The following is a 21,747-nucleotide window of genomic DNA, read 5'->3' on the forward strand; positions in this document are numbered from 1 at the left end:
GTGGCTATACTCTCGCGTTTTCATTTTACTGGACTGTGACGATGGAATTTGAATTTATTCGCAATACGCTAATGGGCGAATACTACGTTAAGTGCAGTATGGGGCACGAGATTGTAGGACGCTGGCTACAAGACGAAATCGGTAAAGATTGGCAGAAAATCGAACGTGTTGAGCAACTTATCGAGCAAGCTTTGACTAACCCTCAAACTGAGCACTTCTTCGAAGGCACTGAAATCAGTGTTTCTATTCAAGACGATGAAGTGTTAGTGCAAGAAAATGTATTGGCGCACGGCGAAGAGATGGATGCGGATAGTGAGTTTGATTTTTATGATTGTGAAAGTACTGCCAGTTGTGGCATTGAGGATTTTTCAATCATGATTGAGCGTTGGAAAAGTTTCCTCACTACGCGTTAGTACTCTGCTTTGATAAAACACTCAGAGAATGCTTTATATTTGTGAAAAGGCGCACCAGGATGGTGCGCCTTTTTTGTGCTTGAAATAAATCTAAATAAACAATTTGTTATTAATCAGTGATTTAATTAGTTGGCACGCCACTTGGATTGTTGAAGAAAAAGGACAACCGATTTGAGAGAGGATGCAATGAAATTAATCAACGCGATTATTAAACCGTTCAAACTGGACGATGTACGTGAAGCACTGGCTGATGTGGGTATCGAAGGTATGACGGTATCAGAAGTAAAAGGCTTTGGTCGCCAAAAAGGTCATACCGAACTATACCGTGGTGCAGAGTATCAAGTGGATTTTCTGCCCAAAGTAAAACTCGAGATCGCCACTCAAGCAGAGAACGTCGATCGAGTGATTGAAGCGGTCACTAAAGCGGCGCATACCGGCAAAATCGGTGACGGTAAAATTTTTGTTTATGACCTCAGTCAGGCGGTACGAATTCGTACTGGCGAAATGGATACAGAAGCTCTGTAAGACTCAAGGATTGGAGAATACTCATGGAATTATCATTAACTGTAAGCGAACTACGTTACGCCCTCGACACCTTTTTCTTTCTCATTTCTGGCGCGCTTGTTATGTGGATGGCAGCAGGTTTTGCCATGCTAGAGGCAGGATTGGTTCGCTCCAAAAATACCACTGAAATCCTCACTAAGAACGTCTGTTTGTATGCGATTGCTTGTACCATGTACCTGATTGTCGGCTACAACATCATGTATGTTGATAATGGCGAAGGGGGTTGGTTACCTTCATTTGGTGCACTGATTGGCACGCAAGGCGAAGGCGCTGATCACTCACTGGAATCTGATTTCTTCTTCCAAGTTGTGTTTGTTGCAACGGCGATGTCCGTGGTTTCTGGTGCGGTCGCTGAGCGCATGAAACTTTGGTCATTCCTTATCTTCTCAGCAGTACTAACCGCATTTATTTATCCAATGGAAGGTTACTGGACATGGGGTGGCGGTTTCTTATCAGAAGCAGGCTTTAGTGACTTTGCCGGTTCAGGCATAGTCCACATGGCGGGGGCAGCCGCTGCTCTAGCAGGTGTTTTGCTACTTGGTGCGCGTAAAGGCAAATACGGTAAGAACGGTGAAATCTACCCAATTCCTGGTTCAAACATGCCGCTTGCAACACTAGGTACCTTTATTTTGTGGTTTGGTTGGTTCGGCTTTAACGGCGGCTCTCAGTTGATGGTTTCTGATTTTGAGAACGCGACTGCCGTCGGTCAAATCTTCTTGAACACTAACGCAGCCGCAGCAGCTGGTGCCATTGCTGCGCTATTGGTTTGTAAAACTACTTGGGGTAAGGCTGACCTTACTATGATCCTAAACGGTGCATTGGCAGGTCTGGTTGCGATTACCGCAGACCCTCTCTCTCCTTCACCTGTCTACGCATTGTCGATTGGGGCTGTATCTGGTGCGCTAGTGGTGTTTAGTATCGTTGCGCTAGATAAGTTGAAAATCGATGATCCGGTTGGTGCTATCTCGGTTCACGGTGTGTGTGGTTTCTTTGGTCTAATGGTCGTGCCACTGAGTAATGGCGATGCAACCTTTGGTGCTCAACTTCTTGGTGCTGCGGTTATCTTTGCTTGGGTATTTGGTGCAAGCCTAGTGGTGTGGGGCGTACTAAAAGCAACCATCGGTATTCGTGTATCTGAGGAAGAAGAACTGGAAGGTATGGATATGCATGACTGTGGTGTTGGTGCTTACCCAGAGTTTGTTTCCGTGAAATAAAAGGTTACAAAAACATAATCTAAAAAGCCTGCTTTGGTTAACGCCTTAGTAGGTTTTTTGCTTTTAGCAATTGAAATCCAAACAAACATGAATATAATAACGCAACTGATAAACATTATCATTACAAATAAGCAAAGGATTTCGATAATGAAAAAGCTGTTAACTCTTTCTGCACTAGCTTGTGCAACTCTAGCCCCAACAGCAATGGCTGCTGAAGAGGTGAACGTATACTCTTACCGTCAACCTTTCTTAGTTGAGCCTATGTTCAACGAGTTCACTAAAGAAACCGGCATTAAAGTAAACGTAAAGTTTGCTAAAAAAGGCTTGGCTGAAAAGCTTGCTCAAGAAGGTGAATACAGCCCAGCAGACGTAATTCTGACTGTAGACATCAGCCGTCTTTCTGACCTGACTGAGAAAGGCTTGGTTCAATCAGTTAACAGCGACATTCTAGAAAAGAATATCCCAGCACAATACCAAGATACGGATAACGAGTGGTTTGCACTAACAACTCGAACTCGTAGTGTTTACTCATCGCGCGACCGTGTTGGTAAACTAGGCGATGATTTCACTTACGCAGATCTAGCTAAACCTGAGTTCAAAGGTAAAATTTGTACTCGCAGCGGTAAGCACCCTTACAACGTTTCTTTAGTATCAGCGATGATTGCAGAAAACGGTGAAGCGGCAACTAAAGAGTGGCTAGAAGGCGTAAAAGCCAACCTAGCACGTAAACCTCAAGGTAACGACCGCGCGCAAGTGAAAGCGATTAAAGAAGGCCTATGTGACGTTTCTCTAGGTAACAGCTACTACCTAGGTAAGATGGTAAACGACAAAGAGCAAAAAGCTTGGGCTGATGCGGTTTACATTAACTTCCCTAACCAGAATACGACAGGTACGCACGTAAATATCTCTGGTATGGCTATGGCTAAGTACTCGCCAAACAAAGAAAACGCAGTGAAACTGATGGAGTTCCTTGCAGGTGATACAGCGCAAAGCATGTACGCTGAAGTGAACTACGAATACCCTGTAAAAGCAGACGTGAAGCCATCAGAGCTAGTTGCTTCATGGGGTGAGTTTAAAGCAGACAAGATTTCTCTAGACAAGATCGCTGACCAACACGAAGCAGCAATCAAGCTACTAGATGAAGTGAAGTTTGACCTTTAATCATCGTTAAGGGTATAAAATACTCAATAATTGAAAATGGAATATGAGATGTGAAGTATAACTTTGCATCTCTTTCCGCCTGAAATGATTAGGCGATGAAAGAAAAAAACTCTATTTGGAAAGCCAGTAGTGGGTCTTTAGCCCTGCTACTGGTTTTGCCTATTTTTGCGATATTTTTTACAGCTATCGGTGAAACCGATCAGCTGTTTTCTCATTTAATGTCAACCGTTCTGCCGACTTACACCTTTAATACGGTGGCACTTGCGGCGGGCGTAATGTTGCTGTCTCTAGTCTTTGGCATTCCTTCAGCTTGGCTGATGGCAATGTGCCGTTTGCCAAGTGAGCGTATTTTGCAATGGGCTCTGGTCTTGCCGCTCGCCATGCCTGCTTATATTGTCGGTTATATCTTCACCGATTGGTTTGACTTTGCCGGTCCAATCCAGATTGCTTTACGTGATTTAATGGGGTGGCAAGCGGGTGACTACTGGTTCCCTGACATTCGAACGTTAGGCGGCGCGATCGTTGTTTTGGCGCTGGTGCTGTACCCTTACGTATATCTTTTATGCCGCGCTGCCTTTATGGAGCAAAACGTCTCTTTGCTGCAATCTGCCCGCCTGTTGAAGTGTTCCCCGTGGGAAAGTTTTTATCGTATTTCTCTACCGTTAGTGCGCCCTGCCATTGCAGTCGGCTTGTCATTGGTGGCGATGGAAACCATCGGAGACTTTGGCACTGTGAGCTACTTTGCCGTCAATACGTTAACTACTGCGGTTTACGATACTTGGCTTGGCTATTCGAGTTTGACTGCAGCAGCGAAAATCTCTGCCATCATGCTGGTCTTTGTGATCTTATTGCTCTCAACCGAACGCTATAGCCGCCGTAAGCAGAAATTATTTCAAAACCAGTTTAGTAGCCGTGAAGACTTTCGTTATGAGTTAACGGGATGGAAAAAATGGTTCGCACTAGTATGGTGCTGGGGTTTGGTCTCGGTTGCCTTTATCTTTCCGCTGGGGCAATTGCTTATCTACGCCTATAAGTACTTCGCGCAGAGTTGGACAGCGGAGTTCCAGCAATACGCTATCAATAGCTTGTATGTGTCATTAAGCGCCGCCGTGATTGCGGTATTGATTGCCTTGGTGGTGAATTTCTATCAACGCCTCTCTGCTAAGCGTACCGCGGTTGCCTTTATGCGTTTTTCATCGCTTGGTTATGCTGTACCAGGCACCGTTTTGGCGATTGGTGTGATGGTGCCTGTGCTGTTTATGGATCATTTGGTCAATGATATTGCCAAAGCAATGGAGTGGGGACGTCCAGGGCTGATTTTCTCAGGCTCGATGTTTGCGATTATTTTTGCTCTCGTGGTGCGCTTTTCTGCAGTTGCGATTGGCAGTATCGAAAGTAGTCTGAGTAAAGTTTCGCCATCGCTGGATATGGCGTCACGTACGATGGGGTGCAACTCCAATCAAATGTTGCGCCGAGTGCATCTACCTCTGATCCGTCGTGGTGCACTGATCGCGGGTCTATTGGTCTTTATTGAGTCTATGAAGGAGCTCAACGCTTCTTTGTTGCTGCGTCCATTTAACTTTGAGACACTGGCGACTTACGTTTATAACTTTGCTTCTGATGAGCACCTTGAGCTTGCAGCAATGCCTGCTGTTTTACTGGTCCTAGTTGGATTGGTGCCTTTGGTGTTGGTCAACCGTTCTTTAGAGCAGGTACATTGATGAGCTGTGCACTTTCTATAAATAATCTGACCTGCAAATATGATCAGCAGACGACCATTTTAAAAGAGCTTTCTTTGCAAGTAGAGCAAGGTGAGATCATTTGTCTGTTGGGGGCAAGTGGTTGTGGTAAAACTACTTTGCTAAAAGCGATCGCGGGTTTATTACCGCTTAGTTCTGGTTCAATGACGCTTAACGGCATGACCATCGATGATGGTGAAAACTGGATGCCGCCAGAGCAGCGTAATATCGGCATGATTTTTCAAGATTATGCGCTATTCCCTCACTTGACCGTCGAGCAAAACGTGGCGTTTGGCTTACGAGAGTTGAGTGCTGCGGAGCAGAAAGCGAAAGTAACCGAGATGCTCGAGTTAGTCCATTTAGAGCAGTATGGTGAGCGCTATCCTCATCAACTGTCGGGTGGTCAGCAGCAGCGTGTTGCGATAGCTCGTTCGTTGGCTTACAAGCCAGATTTACTGCTGTTAGATGAGCCGTTTTCCAATATCGACACGCAGGTTCGGCATGAGCTGATTGGTGAAATTCGTAAAATTTTCAAACAACAAGGCGTGACCGCAATCTTCGTAACGCACAGCCGTGAAGAGGCGTTTGCCTTTGCCGATAAGATGGCAGTAATGAATCACGGTGTGATTGAACAGTACGGGACCGCGAGTGAGCTCTATTACCAGCCATCAAGTAAGTTTGTTGCTGATTTCTTGGGTGGTGGCAGTTACTTAAGTGCCAAACGTATTTCAGAAACGGAGTTTGATACGGAGCTTGGTGTCATTGAAGCAACCGCGCAGCAGCCAATTGAGTTGGATGGCGTATGTGAATTATTGCTAAGACCTCAGCATGTACAAATTAATGCCGCTGAAGAAAGTGGCGTTAAGGTAACAGAACAGCAGTTTATGGGTGACCATTGCCGCTATGTCATTAGTGCCAATGGGCACAAACTGTTTGCTAGCTCTTCAGAAGCGCTAGAGATTGGTCAAATGGTGTCAGTTAAGGTGGAAACACAAGGCGTGTTAGCCTTTTAAGCGAGTTATTCTACAGAGAAATACGCTGCCCACCATTGAGATAAGTAGTGCAGGCGACACGCAATAACGAGGTGAAGTTACCCACTTCACCTCGTTTTTCGATCACTTCTTGATAAATGCGGGTAAGAAATTCGGCAACGCTGATGTTTGCTTCGGTCGCGATATCATCAATCACTTTCCAAAATACCGCTTCCAGTCGTACACTGGTGACGACTCCATCAATACGCACAGATTTGGTTTTAAGCTCAAACAATTCCACTTCTGTCCCAGAATAAATCTCACACATCTCGCTTTACCATACCGATTAACTCACACTAATCAGAATACTGGTTTATATAGAAAACGCAGTACGCCTTTAGTCTTATCATAAAGTATAAGGTTACTGAGTAAGTTGCTGATTAAATTGAGACAACCACGCAGGATGTGCCGGCCAAGCTGGCGCGGTAACAAACTGTCCGGATGTGATGGCTTGATCCATGGCGAGATCAACATAATTGGCACCAGCTAGCACCACTTCAGGTGCGCAGGCAGGATAAGCAGAAATATTTTCACCCTCTATAACTTTAGCGGCAGTGAGTAATTGAGCTCCGTGACAGATAGCCGCGATGGGCTTGGCATCATGATAGAAAGCTTGAACTAAGCTAATCACCTGAGCGTTAAGTCTTAAGTATTCAGGGGCACGACCACCAGGGATAAGTAGGGCATCGTAGTGAGTTGAATGCACCGTTTCAAAACTTTCATTGAGGGTAAAGTTATGACCGACTTTCTCGGTATAAGTCTGATCACCTTCAAAGTCATGGATAGCGGTTTTAATGTGTTCACCTTTCTGCTTATCAGGACAGACAACGCTAACTTGATGCCCAAGCATTGAGAGCGCTTGGAATGGCACCATCAGTTCGTAGTCTTCAACAAAATCGCCAGCGATGATTAGTACTTTTGCCATGAGAGCTTCTCCTATCGTTATTGGAGAAGTTAATTTAACAACTGTTTTACATTTGTGGGTAATAACCGATTACTACAAAGAAAAAGCCCAGCAAAATGCTGGGCAAAGGCTCTCTCGCTATAGGGGCTTAAGAGGCTTGGTAAATTACAGTTGTAGAAAATTTTTCACTTGCTGAACGACTCTTTCTGCAGTTGGTTTATCAGCCATCTCAGCAAAGATCCTTAGTAGTGGCTCAGTACCAGAGAAGCGCGCAATGACCCAACCGCCGTTCTTAAAGTACACTTTTGCGCCATCTTCGTAGCTGACTTTTTCAATTTCAAACTCAAATTCAGGCAGCTGTTTCTCTACATAAATTTTGTCGTATAGAGATTGTTTTGCCGCAGCTTTGAATTTGCAATCGCCTTCTGCAGTATAGGCATAACCGTATTTGCTGTAGATTTCATCCAGTAGTTCGGAAAGCTTTTTCCCGGTCACGGAGATCATTTCAACCAATAGGCTTGAAGCGAATACGCCATCCTTGCCTTTGATGTGACCACGAATGGTTAAACCACCCGAACTTTCACCACCGATCAGTGAATCGTCGGTTTCCATTTGTGAGCTGATATGCTTAAAGCCTACCGGAACCTCAAAGCTCTTTTCACCATGGTCTGCGGCGATTTTGTCGAGCAGGTGTGTGGTGGCAATGTTACGTACCACAGAGCCTTTCCAGCCTTTGTACTCAAGCAAGTAGTAATAGAGTAGGATCAATACTTCGTTCGGATGAATGAAGTTGCCTTTTTCATCGATGATGCCAAGACGGTCAGCATCGCCATCGGTACCGATACCAATATCGTAACCTTCGTGCGCCACAAGGTGCATCAAACGGTATAGCGTCGCCGCGCTTGGTGATGGCATCAAACCACCAAAATCCGGGTTTTTACCATCGTGAATCACATCCACTTCACAGCGACCATTGATTAGAACGGTTTGTAGAGCATTCTTTGCCACACCAAACATAGGGTCGATCAACACGCGTAGATTGGCTTTTTTGATCGCTTCGATGTCGATAAAATTAATAATTGAATCAACGAATTCGTTCATTGGATTGATGATGTCGATAACCTTGTCATCAACCGCTTGTTCAAATTCCACGCTTTTGACATCAGTTTGCGTCAATGTCGCGATTTGCGTTTCGATCTTCTGAGTGATCACCTCATCAGCATCACGACCACCTTCGATAAACACCTTGATGCCGTTGTAATCAGCAGGGTTGTGTGAAGCGGTAATACACGCTGAGTAGGCACAGTTCATCTCTTTGGCTTTAAACATCACAATCGGTGTTGGGACGAACTTGTCGATAAAGCTTACTTTAATATTGTTTGCGGCTAACACTTCTGCAAACCAGCGTCCGGCTTTATCGGAAAGAAAACGGCGGTCATAACCAATCACAAAGCCACGATCGGCTACTTGCTCATTATTAATGATATTGGCAACCGCTTGAGCTACGAGACAGACGTTATCCTTAGTAAACTCTTCACCAATAAAGGCGCGCCAGCCACCTGTACCAAATTGGATCATGGGATATTCCTTAGAAAAAGAGGGCAGCCAATAACCAGCTGCCCATAGGGTTTAACCTAGAGTTACGATAACTTCGTTTACAGAGCCTTCGGCTTGAACTGGTACAGATGCCCCATTTACCACTTCACCGTTAACTGTAATCGACTTAACGCCTTTGCTTACTGAGTCTGGGTTTACAACTTTGATGTTGTAAGTGGCACCCAACCATTGGCGAGTCACTTCAAAACCTGGCCAGTTAGTTGGGATACATGGATCGATAGTGAGACCATCAAAGCCTGTACGCACACCTAGAATAAAGTTAGTGACTGCGAAGTACGCCCAGCCAGATGTACCGGTCAACCATGGGTGGTTGGCACGACCATGATCTTGGTGATCGCGACCCATGATGAACTGCACGTACGAGTATGGTTCTGCAATACGTTTTTCGATCATGTCGTTTTGGTTGTATGGGTTTAATGCATCGTAGAACTTCATCGCTCGATCACCGCGACCCAATTTCGCTTCAGCTACCCATGCCCATGGGTTTGGATGTGAGAAGATTGCGCCATTCTCTTTTACGCCTTGGTAAACACGAGTCACGAAGCCGATGTCATCGTTTGGTGTGGCGAATGATGGCGAGTTTAGGTGCAGACCGTATTCAGAGAATAGGTTCTCGTCGACCGCATCCATCGCTTTTTCACCGCGTTCTTGCGATACCGCACCAGATAGAACCGCAAGTGTGTTTGATTCAAGGTGTACACGGCCTTCTGCTTGTTGTGCTGTACCGATTTTGTCGCCATTCTTGGTTAGACCACGGATGTACCAGCCACCTTCGTCGTCCCAAAGGTGCGTTTCACACGCTTCGCGAACATTGGCTGCCATAATGGTGTACTTTTCGACGTCTGCATCTTTACCTAGGTATTTTGCGAGATCAATGAACTCTTGCAGTGCCCAGAAGTGTAGGAAGGACACCATTGATGATTCACCACCACCTAGGTTTAGACAGTCATTCCAGTCAGCGCGCAGACCTTTACAAATACCAGTTTGACCTACGTATTCAGCTGAGAAGTCGAGTGCCGCTTTCATGTGGTCATACACGCTAGCATCACCACCATCAGCGTAAGGGATCACTTCGTCAAAGAAGCTATGCTCGCCCGTTTCCATCACGTATTTACAGATAGTTGGTACTAGCCATAGGTGGTCATCCGAACAAGTATCTTCAATACCGTGGATCTTGTCTTCATCAGAAGGTGTTGGAACAACGGTTGGAGATTTCGATGGTTTAACATCGGCTTTTTCTGGATCGAACCAATCTGGATCAAATAGGTGTAGACCGTAACCCGCTTTTACCTGACCGCGTAGCAGGTCAACGATACGCTTGCGAGTCATTTTCGGGTTCGCGTGAGGGACAGAGATCGCGTCTTGCGCCGTATCGCGGTAACCAAGACCGGTACGACCACCTACCTCGATGAATGAAGCAAAACGAGACCACACCACACATGTTTCTGCTTGGTATAGTGTCCAAGCGTTGATCATAGTGTCTAGACCTTGGTTTGGTGATTTCACTTGGAACTTGCCACAACGTTCATCCCAGTGAGCTTTGATGCCTGCGAAGGCGTTATCGACTTCAGCCAAATCTTGGTACTTAGCGCGTAGACGCTCACCGTTGCCTTTACCGATACCTAGGATGTAAGCAAAGCGAACTTCTTCACCTGGTTGGATGGTGAATTGCTTGTGTAGCGAGCCGCAGTGGTTGTAACAGGTTTGCGCGGTGTTGAAGCACTTACCTTGCTCAACCGCAAGTGGATTAGCTTCGTCACGGTATAGACCTAGGAAGCTGTCACGTTGACCGTCGTATGAATCTGGATCAAACGTTGACGCTAGGTAGTAGAAACCTTCGAAATCATTAGTGTTGTAGTACAGATCGTACTCAATCACGCCATCTTTGTAAGCCGTGCCAGCAGAGTAGAGAGACATCTGATGGTTTTGATTGTCAGATTGAATATGGCTGAAAGAGAATTCTACGAATGAGAATGCGCTAATCGTGCGTGGCTTATCTGAGGTGTTTTTGATCACCACATCCCAAACTTCAGCGTCTTCACCTTTTGGTACGAATAGCGTTTTAGTTGCTTCGATACCATTGTAGTCACATTTAAATTTCGAGTATGACAAACCATGACGAACTTCGTAGCTTGCTTCATCAAGGCTTTTTGCTACAGGTTGCCATGAAATTGACCAGTAATCACCAGTCTCGTCATCACGTAGGTAAACATAATGTCCTGGGCGATCAAATGTCGCATTCGGGCGGAATTTGGTTACGCGGTTGTACTCAGGAGAGTTGTAGAAAGAGTAACCGCCAGCATTGTGCGAAATTACCGTACAGAATTTTTCTGTACCAAGGTAGTTGGTCCATGGTGCTGGGACATCTGGGCGTGTGATGACATATTCACGATTGTCATTATCGAAATAGCCGTAGTTCATCTTAATTTCCTTTTTACCAAGCCACTCTTAGGTGGTTAAAATTTAAAGCTAGTGAAAACGTCTAACAGTCAATGAGAACTGATTAGTGGTTATTTGGTTTGCCACGGTTGGCGGTATTTAACATCTTGTCTATCGAGCAGCGTTAAATGTCCTTTTAAACGTGATAAATAATCGTGCCAATCGCGCTGAGATTTATCCGTCCAACACGCCTCTGCGAGTGCAGTGATGCGAGGGAAAATCATGTAATCCATCCGTTGTTGGTGAGTCACAATTTCACACCACAGCGCGCATTGAATACCAAGAATGCGTTTGCGAATCGGATCGGTATCCGGTACTTCTTTTAATGGCTCATAACGATAGGCAATTTCTAATGGAATGGTACTTGCCCAATCGACACCGGGCTCATCTGGTGAGTAATCTTGTGCCATATCGAGATAGGTGTATTGCGCCGGTTGTAAGATCACGTCAAAGCCTTGGCTAGCACAGTTGAGTGCCGCTTCTTCGCTTAGCCAAGAATAGATAATGGTGTCTTTACTCACTTTGTTGCCATGCTGGGCTTCTTCCCAACCGACCATTCGTTTACCTAGCGCTTTGAGGCGTTTTTCCGCAAAACGCAGTAGGTGACCTTGCAACTCTTTAGCGCTGTGGTAACCGTTTTCTTCCATTAGTGCTTGGCAACTTGGGCTGTTTACCCATACGCCATCAGGTACTTCATCCGCCCCAATATGCACCCATGGAGAAGGGAAAAGTTCAGCGACTTCCGTGAGAACCGTATCGAGAAACTCATAGGTTCCAGCCAGAGCTGGCGACAGAACATTGTCGTTGTAGTGCTGGATACTGCGGTATTGAGAGCGATCTTCATCATCGATCAGCAGATGAGGCAATGACTTAATCGCTGCACGGCAATGACCAGGAATATCGATCTCTGGAATAACGGTAATTCCTCGCTCAGCCGCAAAGCTGACGACATCTCGAATCTCTTCTTGAGTGTAAAAGCCCTGATATACTTGGTTCAAAGTACTAAATTGTGGTTCAAGCTGTGTACCTGAACCACGCTTGGACCCAATCTCAGTCAATTGAGGGTAGGCTTTTATTTCAACTCGCCAACCTTCGTCATCCGTCAGGTGCCAATGGAAATGGTTAAACTTATAGTGAGCCAAGTGATTGATAAGACGCTTTACTCGCTCAACTGGATGGAAATGACGCGCGCAGTCGAGCATCATGCCACGATAACGAAAGCGTGGCGTATCAGAAATTTGTACATACGGCACTTGTAACGTATTGGCTTGTTCGGTCACTTGAATCAATTGCAATAAGGTTGCACTGGCATGGACAAAACCTGCTGCGGACCCCGACTCCAAGCGAATACCATTGGCACTAACAGTCAGGTTATATTCACCCTCATCAAGTGTCGGGTTGTCGCGAAAGAGAATATCGCTATGACCAATGGGATTGGTCTTAAATTGGTACAGGTCATCCAATTCAAGTTGCAACCATTGCGCTGCGTTTTCTGCGCGCGTGGATTGCAAAGTGATTTGGCTATTTGGTGACAGTAAGTAATGCCCCTCTAGCTGGGTACATTGATTCGGCTTAGGGATAATAGCTAACCGATTGCTCTCAACCTGCGGCACTTCTGAACGTTCACGATATGGCGAAGCTAAAGCAATTGGCGTGACAACAACAGGGTGCGTCAGTTGACCATTTTGCTCAACAACTAAGGCGTCTTTGAAACCATCGGTATAGTAACGCAGCGGCGCTGTATTGATGCTGAACTCGCAGTAGTAATGCTGGTTTGCTTTAAGGATCGAGATCTCTGGTGTAACGGTACAAAAACTACCGACTTGCTTAATTGTGCCACAAGTAAAACTGTCCGGCAGAATGTAGCGGTCGATAATAAACTGCAATTTCCAATCGATAAGATCTTGATCGGAAAGATTGTGTAGGGTTACGCCAAAGCGGCAAAACTGTTTTTGCTCAGACAATACAGTGAGATCAATTCGGTAGCTCATAAATACAAATCCTTAATACAGATTATGCTCTGCTTTGCCAGCCATCATGAGTGCGCCTTCGATTGCGTCAAACTGAGGTGCGACAATCCATTGCTGTACAGGTGGAGAAAGCCACTCTTTGATCCGCTCAGCGATACTGCCCATTAGGCAAATACGAGTCGCGCCTTTTTTATTCAAAGCAATCAAAAACATTTCAATGTCTTGTGCGGTTTGCTTGAGCATTGAAATCGCCAGCGCATCGCCTTGGTAGGCATGCTGGAAGATAGCAGGAGAGAACTGACCATAATCTTTTGGTATCGCGCCTTTGGACCATTCAACAATCGCATCGACATCATGGTTAAAATGGTTAAGCACATGTTCGGCAAGCGGTGTTTTTTCGACAATGCCATCGTAGGCCAACAACACTTGTTGAATTAAGCGCAGCCCCATGATCGCACCACCACCTTGATCGGAAATTGGGAACTCTCGACCACCGACTACGTGCTGTTCTCCACCTTTTAGCAAAATACCGCATGAGCCTGTACCGCCAATCATAATCGCACCATCATCACCGTTGTGTGCACCTAAACATGCACCGTATGCGTCAGTATTTAGCACCAATGAGGCAAATGGATGAGGTTGAGCCATAAAGGCAAGCCAAGAGTTTTTATGCTCGGCTCCCGCTAACGCAAGCCCTACATGCATGTTGCGAAAATCTTGTTCACTAAGATGGGCTTGTTTTGCTGCGGCATGGATAGCTTCAATAATCGCCGCCATGGCAATATCTGAACCGAGCATAATATTGGCGCTGCCGCTTTTGGCTTCGCCAATCAGTTGATTGTTTTCATCGCGAATACGTGCACGGCAAGAGGTGCCGCCACCGTCAATACCAACGTGGTATAGAGTCATTTGATTAATCCTTTATGCTGTCAAAATGATTAAATTGACTGATGATGGCGAGCAGATACCAAGCTCCGTGAGGGATCCATTGCTCACCCCATCGCCAGTTTTGCAACATATCATCTTTCTGCTTTGGTGGATTAAATGCGATATCCTCTTCGTCCTCAAAACCGCCTGTAATCCCGTTGCAAACGCCACCTTTGGCGTTAAAGAAGCCTAGATCAGGTAAGTAGTCAGGGTTGTTGTGACCAAAGCCATCTAACATACACATGTCATATGGGTTATGACCCACAATCCAGTTGAGGGCATTTTGGCCAAATGCGAGAAGTTGCGTTTTTGTATCCTCATTGACAATGAAATCTTGTGCGATAAATGCCATCGTCGCTAATGATCCGAGACGCGCATTTTCTCCCTGCCACCAATAGCCAGTCTCATTGTCGTGAGCGACGAAAAATGCATCACGCTTATCGCCGTTGACAGCTTTAACATACTGACGAGGATAGCCAAATGGATTCGCGACTTGCTGGGTGATTGCAAGCTCAAACTTAACCGCTTGAGCAACAACGTTAGCGATAGCGTTCTGCGCTTCACTCTCTTGTTCAATGGCAAGATACTCACACAAAGCAATCACAGGCAGACCGGCTTCAGCGGCATGGAAGTATGGGCGAGATCCGTCTTGGTTTGCTGACCAAAAGTGCGTTTGATGCTCATCCGAGTGCTGGCGAGATGCCAAACGTTTCGCCCACAAACGGCTTTCGGCTAGGTAGTCATGGTTTTCAGTGACACGATAGAGTTCAACCGTCGCAAGTAGTGCACAGTACTCATCAATGATGTTTTCAGTGCCATCATTGAGGTACTGAGTGTTAAATTCTTTTAGATGCCAATAAGCTTTTTCTGCCGTATGTAAGTAGTCTTGGCTAGAAAACTCGCCATCTTGCTTTAGACTGGCAGCTTTGGCGAGAGCGGCAATCGCAATACCACCACCTTGTCTAAATCCGGCTTGATAATCTTCAGATTTATGACCTTGCTGAGTCGCATAAGCACAAATCTCACGTTGTTTGATATCTTTTGACCATTTATCAAACACCGTCATGTAGAAAAAGCCTTGCGGATTAAACATGCGCACCAAGAAATCAGCACCGTAAAGCGCTTCTTCAATTAGGCGTACCGCTGAATACTTGGCGAACTTGGCATTGCTTTTAACCAACTCAAAACCTTTCAACATGTTCCAAATTACCATTGGTGTTTGTTGTGGGTTGAAGTAGTTAGCGTAAGACAGGTGGCTAAGATATTTGCTGACATCACCAGACGCATCGTACCAACCACCACGAACATCGACGGTTTGATCTGTGCCTAAAATAGGGGCTTGTTGGTCTTGTTTATCAAAGATCCCGCCGCAACGCTGGGATTTGAAATAGTGTAAGACATCCGAAAAGGTGCGCTGCATAAGTACGCCATGACCGATTTCAAAGATCTCGGAACGAATGTTGTCAAAGCGTAAGTAATAACGACCTAATTGAGTAAAAGCAGAGAAATCAATGCGAAAAAAATTCCCTTGGTGCCAACGAGCGGCTTTAGCGCCTTTTTCAACGTCTATAGCAGCCACAGTTTGATGACTGTCAGCACACACCAGTAAGGCAGTGGTAGTAGACAGGCGAGGCTTTCTCGTCATCAATACAGCCTGTTTAGGACCAAGGGATTCATAACCAATATGGTTAGTAACTAGCAGCATTGCTGTCTCCGCAAAAAATTTGTAATCACATCTGTAAAGGGGGCAAGCCAAGAGTGGTGACCCTTGGCTTGTTTTTGCTTAACTTTCGTATAGATAACAACGAACAAAATGGTTATCGGACAACTGTGTTACGCCTGGCAGTTGCTCACGGCATTTGTCAGTTGCATGGGTACAGCGACCCGCAAAAGGACATCCCATGGATGTTGGCGTCCAAAGTGGAATTTCCCCTTTGTTGCCTTTCAGTTTTTCATGGATCGATTTGCTTGGATCTGGCACCGCTGAGACCAGCAATTGCGTATATGGGTGTTGTGGATCGTGAATGATCTCTTCCGTATCACCCCATTCGACCATATGACCGACATACATAACCGCGAGATCTTCTGCGATGTAGCGAGCCGTTGCGATGTCATGGGTGATATAAAGCAGAGACATCTGTTTCTCAAACTTCATCTCTTCCATCAGGTTCAATACACCTGCCCGGATTGAAACATCCAGCATTGACGTTGGTTCGTCAGCCAATACGACTTCTGCACCAACGGCAATGTTTCGTGCTAAGTTAACACGTTGACGTTGACCACCTGAGAGCTGGTGAGGGTACTTCTCTGCCGTCTCTTTTGGTGGGATTAAACCTACTTGCTCAAGTAAGTCATAAACACGTTCTTGCAGCTCTTTCTTGTTGCCCGGTTTGATTTTTTTATGGATCAAAAGTGGGCGAGCGATATGGTGGAAGATGTTGTGTGTTGGGTTAAGAGAACCAAACGGGTCTTGCCAAACCATTTGTACGCCTTCACGGTAGTGCATCAAGTCTGTTTTAGACTTGATATCTATGATGTCACGACCTTTGTATTCAATCGTACCCGAAGTTGGCGCGTACATTTTTGCGATCATTTTGGCGGTAGTGGACTTACCTGAACCAGATTCACCCACTACGGCTAAACCACGGCTTTTGTACATCTTGAATGATACGTCGTTAATCGCACGCATCATTGGTTGTTTTAGGGCATTACTGCTGATAGGGAAGTCCTTAACGAGGTTTTTTCCCTCTACCAGTAGTTCACCGAGTTGTTTGCTCATAATTGTCTCCAGAAATTTTATTTTGCTTTTTTACATTGCTAGATCTTGGTCTGGGCAATTGGCTCACCGTATAGGTGGCAGTTTGAGAAGCGATTTGGCTCAATCTGTCTCAACTTAGTTTCAACCTGAGTACATTTGTCGTGTACACGGTCACAACGGGCTTGGAAACGGCAGCCTTGTGGTACTTCCAATAGGTTTAATGGGTTACCTGGAATACCTGTCAGCTTAGTTTTTGGCCCAGTTAGGGGAGGGAATGAGCTGCCCAAGCCCTTGGTGTAAGGGTGATAAGGGCTAGTTAAAATTTCCTTAGATGGAGCAACTTCGATCAACTCACCCGAGTACATGATGCCGATTCGGTCTGAGAACTCGACCATTAACGACAGGTCATGAGTAATAAACAGAATCGAAAAACCAAACTCTTCTTTTAGTGCGTAGATCTTTTGTAGAATTTCGCGTTGAACCACCACATCAAGCGCTGTGGTTGGTTCATCCATGATGATCATTTTCGGGTTTAATGCTAGCGCAATTGCAATCACTAGACGCTGACGCATACCACCAGAGAACTGGTGCGGGTAGTCAGTCAGACGACTAGGGTGAATATCAACAATTTCTAGTAAACCTTCTGCGCGCTTACGCGCTTGATCACGTGTCATGTTGGTGTGACGCATAATTACGTCACAGAACTGTTCTTCCATGGTCAGTACAGGGTTTAGTGCGTTCATCGCACTTTGGAAAACCATCGACATCTCGCTCCAGCGGAATGCCTGCATACGGTCATCACTGTACTCTAAGATATTTTCGCCATTGAAGATTACCTCACCACCGGTGATAAACGCTGGCGGCTTATGCAGACGCATGAGCGAGAACGCGACCGTTGATTTACCACAGCCAGATTCACCAGCGAGACCGAATACTTCACCCGGTGCAATATCAAAGCTCACGTTATTACAAGCTCGCACATCACCCGAAGCGGTAATGTAGTCAACACAGAGGTTGCGGATAGAAATTAGTGGTGCCGTCATGATTATTTATCTCCGCTCCAAAGTGCATTTTGTGGTGGTAGATTTGGTTCACGCTCTTTCTTCTCTTGTTCAGCAAGTTTCTTCCAGCGTTTCATACCTTTGTGTGAACGAAGCTGCGGGTTAGCAATTTCATCTACCGCGAAGTTAAGTAGCGCCAGACCTGTCATCAGAAGAATCAAGGCAGCACATGGTGCAAGCAGTTCCCACCAAGCGCCAATTAGCATTGATGAAGAGGTTTGCACGTTGTAGAGCATAATGCCCCAGCTAACTGTGTTCGGGTCACCTAGACCTAGGAACGAGATTGTTGCCTCCATCATGATTGCGTACATCACTGAACCGATGAAGCTTGCACCAACAATTGGGATTAGGTTAGGCAAGATTTCAACGAAAATGATGCGCCATGATGATTCACCAAGAACTTCAGCGGCTTTAACAAACTCTTTTTCACGCAGTGCCATCGTTTGAGAGCGGACGACACGAGCCCCCCACGCCCAGGCGGTGAAACCGATTATCAAAGCAATGGTGAGCGGCCCTGCCTCACCGATAAATGCAGCCAGTACGAAGAGAAGCGGGTATTGTGGAATAACCAGCATGATATTCATCGCTGCAGTTAGGATGTCATCAATGCGTCCACCGAAGTAACCTGCTGAGATACCGATAACCGTTGCTAGGAAACAAACCGTGATACCAGCACCAAAGCCTACCGCTAATGACACTCGAGCACCGTGAACGAACTGTGACCAGATATCACGACCCATACGGCTAGTGCCCATTACGTGATCGGCTTTCTTTGACATGATCAACGTGCGGCGGTCATCGGCTAGGTTTTGCGCAATCCAACCGTCAGGATTGGCTTGTGCTGACTTAACCACGATCGATGGGTATTCATGTGGATTACCCGTGCGTTTATCTGGAGCGTGTTTGGCCAGCATAGGCGCAAATAGAGCAATAAATAAGAAGCTAGCTAGGATAATGCTGCCTACCAGTGCCATCGGGTTACCGACAACGAGTTTTAGGAAACCTTTCATAATTATTTGCCTCCCTTGCGTAGGCGAGGGTCAAGAACAACGTAAAGCATGTCAGCCAGTAGGTTAAAGAACAGCATGAACAATGTCATGATCAGTAGCTGACCTTGAAGTACTTGGTAATCACGCGCTTTAATCGCATTAAATAGAACAGAACCAAGACCTGGGTAGTTGAAGATGATTTCAATGATTAGCTGACCACCAATCGCCATACCTAATGCCATTGAAAGCGCCGTCACACTTGGCAGCATTGCGTTACGCGCTGCGTAGTTGAATACGATTCGCTTCTCGTTAAGACCTTTACCCTTTGCCATGGTGATGTAGTCTTCAGCAAGTAGGTTGATCATGTTGTTACGCATGTTGACGAGGAAGCCACCGATCTGAACTACCGTTGCACAGAAAAGAGGCAATACTGCATGGTAAGCAACGTCTTTAATAAACGCCCAGCTCGTCCAGTCTGGTGAGGTGCCTGCCGTATAGGCATAACCGGTAGGGAACCACTTTAAGCCGATCGCAAAAGTAAACAGGGCGATCATTGCGATTACCACTTGAGGTACCGCTTGGATAACTAGCATGCCTGGAGTGATGAATGCATCGTATTTGCTACCACGTTTCCAAGCCGCGTAAATCCCTAAAATTGAACCCAAAGAGAAAGAAAGAATTACCGCAGTACCCGCTAGAAATAGTGACCAGCCAAATGCACCACCTAGTAATGTATTTACAGATAGCGGATAGAACTGAATTGAAGTACCCAATTCCCAGCTAAGAATGTTTTTCATGTAAGCAACATATTGAACTAACAGACCGCCATCGACGAAACCTAATAGTTCTTTCATTGCTGCGATACGTTCAGGGGTAACCTGAACCGAAGCGTTCGCAAACATCATGGTAACTGGGTCACCAGGCATTGCTCGCGGAATAATAAAGTTCAAAGTCGCCGCAACTAAAAGAGCGACAAAATAAAATGACAAACGTCTTAAAAAATAACCCATAACTTACACCTTACTCACCCAGATTTTCCCTGTTCCTGGTGTCAGGTCGCTCAGCGCGAAACTACAAATTTGAGCGTAATAATCCCCTGACGCTTGGCGCCATACCTTTCTTTGCTAGTAGGAAGGGAGGGGGAATATGCGGCGCACAGGGAGTGCGCCGCAAGATTGCCTATTACTTAACTGGTTTTAGGTCCAGTACGTGTAGTAGACGCTCAGGGATACCAGCCCAAATGTTTGGACGGCCTTGAGGATTTTCTTCGTTCCACCAACCAGTAAAGCGAGTTGTGTTGTACTGGAACATGTATGCACCAGACATTACAGGAATCGTTACTTGGTCAGCGGCGATGATAGCTTGGATGCCGTGAGCAATTTCAAGCTGTTCTTGCTTATCAGCCGTCTTGTAGAAGCCGTTTAGTAGCTTGTCTAGCTCTGCATTTTTGTAGTAGTGCAGTGCGAAACGAGGCATACCGTCGCCAGACTGAAGGTTTGAGTTGTAACCACTGTTCCAGTACATGTGTGGATCTGCACCGTGGAAGTAGTTGGTGTACGCAACGTCATACGTTGCTTCAAGCATCGCTTGGTTGTACACAGAGAAGTCTGGAGTACGAGCTTTAGCTTGGATGCCCACTTCAGCTAGCTGTTCAACAGCAAGTTGAACGGTGTTGTTGAAGTCAGTCCAACCGTTTGGCGATTGAATTAGAAGCTCAAAAGACTTACCTGATGGAGTGTCAACAAAGCCATCGTTGTTTACATCTTTGAAGCCAGCTTTTGCTAGTAGCGCTTTAGCACCTTCAACGTTGTACGTGTTGTAGCCTTTGTACTTGTTGTGAGTCTCTTCGTTTGACCAAGTCTTGAACGCGTAGCCTAGACCTGATGCGAAGTCATTGACTGTACCGCCGCCGTAGAATGCGATGTCGATAATAGTTTGACGGTCAAGAGCCATAGAGAATGCGCGACGGAAATCAACGTTAGTTAGCGCTTCATTCTTCGCTGCATCTGGGTGCTTGAAGTTAACTACAAATGCTTGAGTACCTGCTGGCGGGTACCAGTATTGGTGGTTAGGGCTCGCTGCTGCGTAAGTGCGGTCGATATCTGGAATGAATGAAGAAGTCCAGTCCATCTCACCATTTACAACTTTACCAAGGAATTGGTCGTTGTTAGCGATTTGAGGTACACGTAGACAGTCAACATCTAGGTTGTCAGCATCCCAGTAGTTCGGGTTTTCACACTGAACGTAAAGTTGTGGAGTGAATGTCGCAATTTCAGTAAACGGACCGCTACCAACTGGGTTTTCGTTAGTAAAGGTTGAAGGATCTTTCACCTTGCTCCATACGTGCTCAGGCACTACAGGAACTTTTACGATTTCGTAAGCTGCGTTTGAGTTTGCTTCTTTGATATTGAACTTAACTTGGTAATCGTTCAATTTCTCAACGCTAGTAACCCATGCATTGATACCGCTTTGGTCTAGCTCTGGTTTTTCTTTAACTAGATTGAATGAGTAGATAACGTCATCTGCGTCAAACTTCTCACCGTCAGACCATTTCACACCTTTACGGATGTCAAATACAACACTTAGTAGGTCGTCAGCAATGGTGTAGTTCTCTGCTAGACGGAACACTGGCGTGTTGCCTTGCATCTCGTTGAACACTACTAGTGGCTCGTATAGGAAGTCCGTTGTAGTGTGCAGGTTCGTTGCACCTAGGTATGGGTTAAAGTTACGAACAAAAGTTGTAAACTCTTTAGGGTGGATCGTTAGTTCATTTTTTTCTGCAGCCGTTGCTACTGAAGCAAAGCCAGTAGTTGCAGTTGCGATAATCGCTGTTGCTAGTGCAGTTTTTTTAATGTTGGCAAGCATAGCTGTTCCTTACTATTTGCTTTCATTTCACTAATGGATATGAATGTTATCAATTGATGAACACTCTCTAAGGCCTACCTCTATAACAATGCTTA

Annotated in this window: 18 protein-coding genes; 6 read left to right on the forward strand and 12 right to left on the reverse strand. The window is 45.7% G+C overall.

Annotated elements, in window-relative coordinates; genetic code table 11:
- Positions 1–41: 41 nt before the first annotated feature.
- The 6 genes from GZN30_RS00785 to GZN30_RS00810 all read left to right on the forward strand — a co-directional run bounded on the left by GZN30_RS00785 (position 42) and on the right by GZN30_RS00810 (position 6,104).
- Positions 42–413, forward strand: a complete 372-nt coding sequence (locus GZN30_RS00785; RefSeq protein ID WP_075649357.1) for a YacL family protein — start codon at positions 42–44, stop codon at positions 411–413.
- Positions 414–599: 186 nt separating this feature from the next.
- The gene (locus GZN30_RS00790) at positions 600–938 is read left to right on the forward strand and encodes a P-II family nitrogen regulator (protein ID WP_006713864.1); all 339 of its coding nucleotides are present in this window, start codon (positions 600–602) and stop codon (positions 936–938) included.
- A gap of 23 nt (positions 939–961) precedes the next feature.
- On the forward strand, positions 962–2,191 hold the full coding sequence (locus GZN30_RS00795) for an ammonium transporter (RefSeq protein WP_075649356.1): 1,230 nt from the start codon (positions 962–964) through the stop codon (positions 2,189–2,191).
- Between the two features lie 147 nt (positions 2,192–2,338).
- A complete protein-coding gene (locus GZN30_RS00800) occupies positions 2,339–3,352 on the forward strand; it encodes a Fe(3+) ABC transporter substrate-binding protein (RefSeq protein ID WP_075649355.1) in 1,014 nt (337 codons plus the stop codon).
- Positions 3,353–3,447: 95 nt separating this feature from the next.
- The gene (locus GZN30_RS00805; RefSeq protein WP_075649354.1) at positions 3,448–5,073 is read left to right on the forward strand and encodes an ABC transporter permease; all 1,626 of its coding nucleotides are present in this window, start codon (positions 3,448–3,450) and stop codon (positions 5,071–5,073) included.
- Entirely contained in the window at positions 5,073–6,104 is a 1,032-nt protein-coding gene (locus GZN30_RS00810) for an ABC transporter ATP-binding protein (RefSeq protein WP_075649353.1), read from the forward strand. The genes GZN30_RS00805 and GZN30_RS00810 overlap by 1 nt, the downstream gene beginning before the upstream one ends.
- Positions 6,105–6,114: 10 nt before the next feature.
- On the opposite strand, the gene GZN30_RS00815 is transcribed toward GZN30_RS00810, so the two are convergent.
- The 12 genes from GZN30_RS00815 to GZN30_RS00870 form a co-directional block, all read right to left on the reverse strand.
- Complete coding sequence (locus tag GZN30_RS00815) at positions 6,115–6,390, reverse strand: ribbon-helix-helix domain-containing protein (protein ID WP_075649352.1); 276 nt, start codon at positions 6,388–6,390, stop codon at positions 6,115–6,117.
- 93 nt (positions 6,391–6,483) lie between these two features.
- Positions 6,484–7,047, reverse strand: coding sequence for a DJ-1/PfpI family protein (locus GZN30_RS00820; protein WP_075649351.1), 564 nt, complete (start codon positions 7,045–7,047; stop codon positions 6,484–6,486).
- A gap of 144 nt (positions 7,048–7,191) precedes the next feature.
- The gene (locus GZN30_RS00825) at positions 7,192–8,604 is read right to left on the reverse strand and encodes a phosphoglucomutase/phosphomannomutase family protein (protein WP_075649350.1); all 1,413 of its coding nucleotides are present in this window, start codon (positions 8,602–8,604) and stop codon (positions 7,192–7,194) included.
- A gap of 51 nt (positions 8,605–8,655) precedes the next feature.
- On the reverse strand, positions 8,656–11,064 hold the full coding sequence (locus GZN30_RS00830) for a GH36-type glycosyl hydrolase domain-containing protein (RefSeq protein ID WP_075649349.1): 2,409 nt from the start codon (positions 11,062–11,064) through the stop codon (positions 8,656–8,658).
- A gap of 89 nt (positions 11,065–11,153) precedes the next feature.
- On the reverse strand, positions 11,154–13,073 hold the full coding sequence (locus GZN30_RS00835; protein WP_075649348.1) for a beta-N-acetylhexosaminidase: 1,920 nt from the start codon (positions 13,071–13,073) through the stop codon (positions 11,154–11,156).
- 12 nt (positions 13,074–13,085) lie between these two features.
- Positions 13,086–13,961, reverse strand: a complete 876-nt coding sequence (locus GZN30_RS00840) for an N-acetylglucosamine kinase (protein ID WP_075649347.1) — start codon at positions 13,959–13,961, stop codon at positions 13,086–13,088.
- A gap of 4 nt (positions 13,962–13,965) precedes the next feature.
- Positions 13,966–15,684 (reverse strand): glycoside hydrolase family 9 protein, encoded by a 1,719-nt coding sequence (locus GZN30_RS00845; RefSeq protein WP_075649346.1) that lies wholly within the window; start codon positions 15,682–15,684, stop codon positions 13,966–13,968.
- A 78-nt stretch (positions 15,685–15,762) separates the two neighbouring features.
- Positions 15,763–16,758, reverse strand: a complete 996-nt coding sequence (locus tag GZN30_RS00850) for an ABC transporter ATP-binding protein (protein WP_075649345.1) — start codon at positions 16,756–16,758, stop codon at positions 15,763–15,765.
- A 38-nt stretch (positions 16,759–16,796) separates the two neighbouring features.
- Complete coding sequence (locus tag GZN30_RS00855) at positions 16,797–17,780, reverse strand: ABC transporter ATP-binding protein (protein WP_075649344.1); 984 nt, start codon at positions 17,778–17,780, stop codon at positions 16,797–16,799.
- A 2-nt stretch (positions 17,781–17,782) separates the two neighbouring features.
- Positions 17,783–18,808 carry an ABC transporter permease gene (locus GZN30_RS00860; protein WP_075649343.1) on the reverse strand — a complete coding sequence of 342 codons (1,026 nt, stop codon included), beginning with the start codon at positions 18,806–18,808 and terminating at the stop codon, positions 17,783–17,785.
- A gap of 2 nt (positions 18,809–18,810) precedes the next feature.
- Positions 18,811–19,797, reverse strand: a complete 987-nt coding sequence (locus GZN30_RS00865; protein WP_075649342.1) for an ABC transporter permease — start codon at positions 19,795–19,797, stop codon at positions 18,811–18,813.
- 172 nt (positions 19,798–19,969) lie between these two features.
- Positions 19,970–21,652: an ABC transporter substrate-binding protein gene (locus GZN30_RS00870; RefSeq protein WP_075649341.1), complete on the reverse strand. Its 1,683-nt coding sequence runs from the start codon at positions 21,650–21,652 to the stop codon at positions 19,970–19,972.
- Positions 21,653–21,747: the final 95 nt, after the last annotated feature.

Source organism: Vibrio ponticus (assembly GCF_009938225.1).
GTDB lineage: Bacteria > Pseudomonadota > Gammaproteobacteria > Enterobacterales > Vibrionaceae > Vibrio > Vibrio ponticus.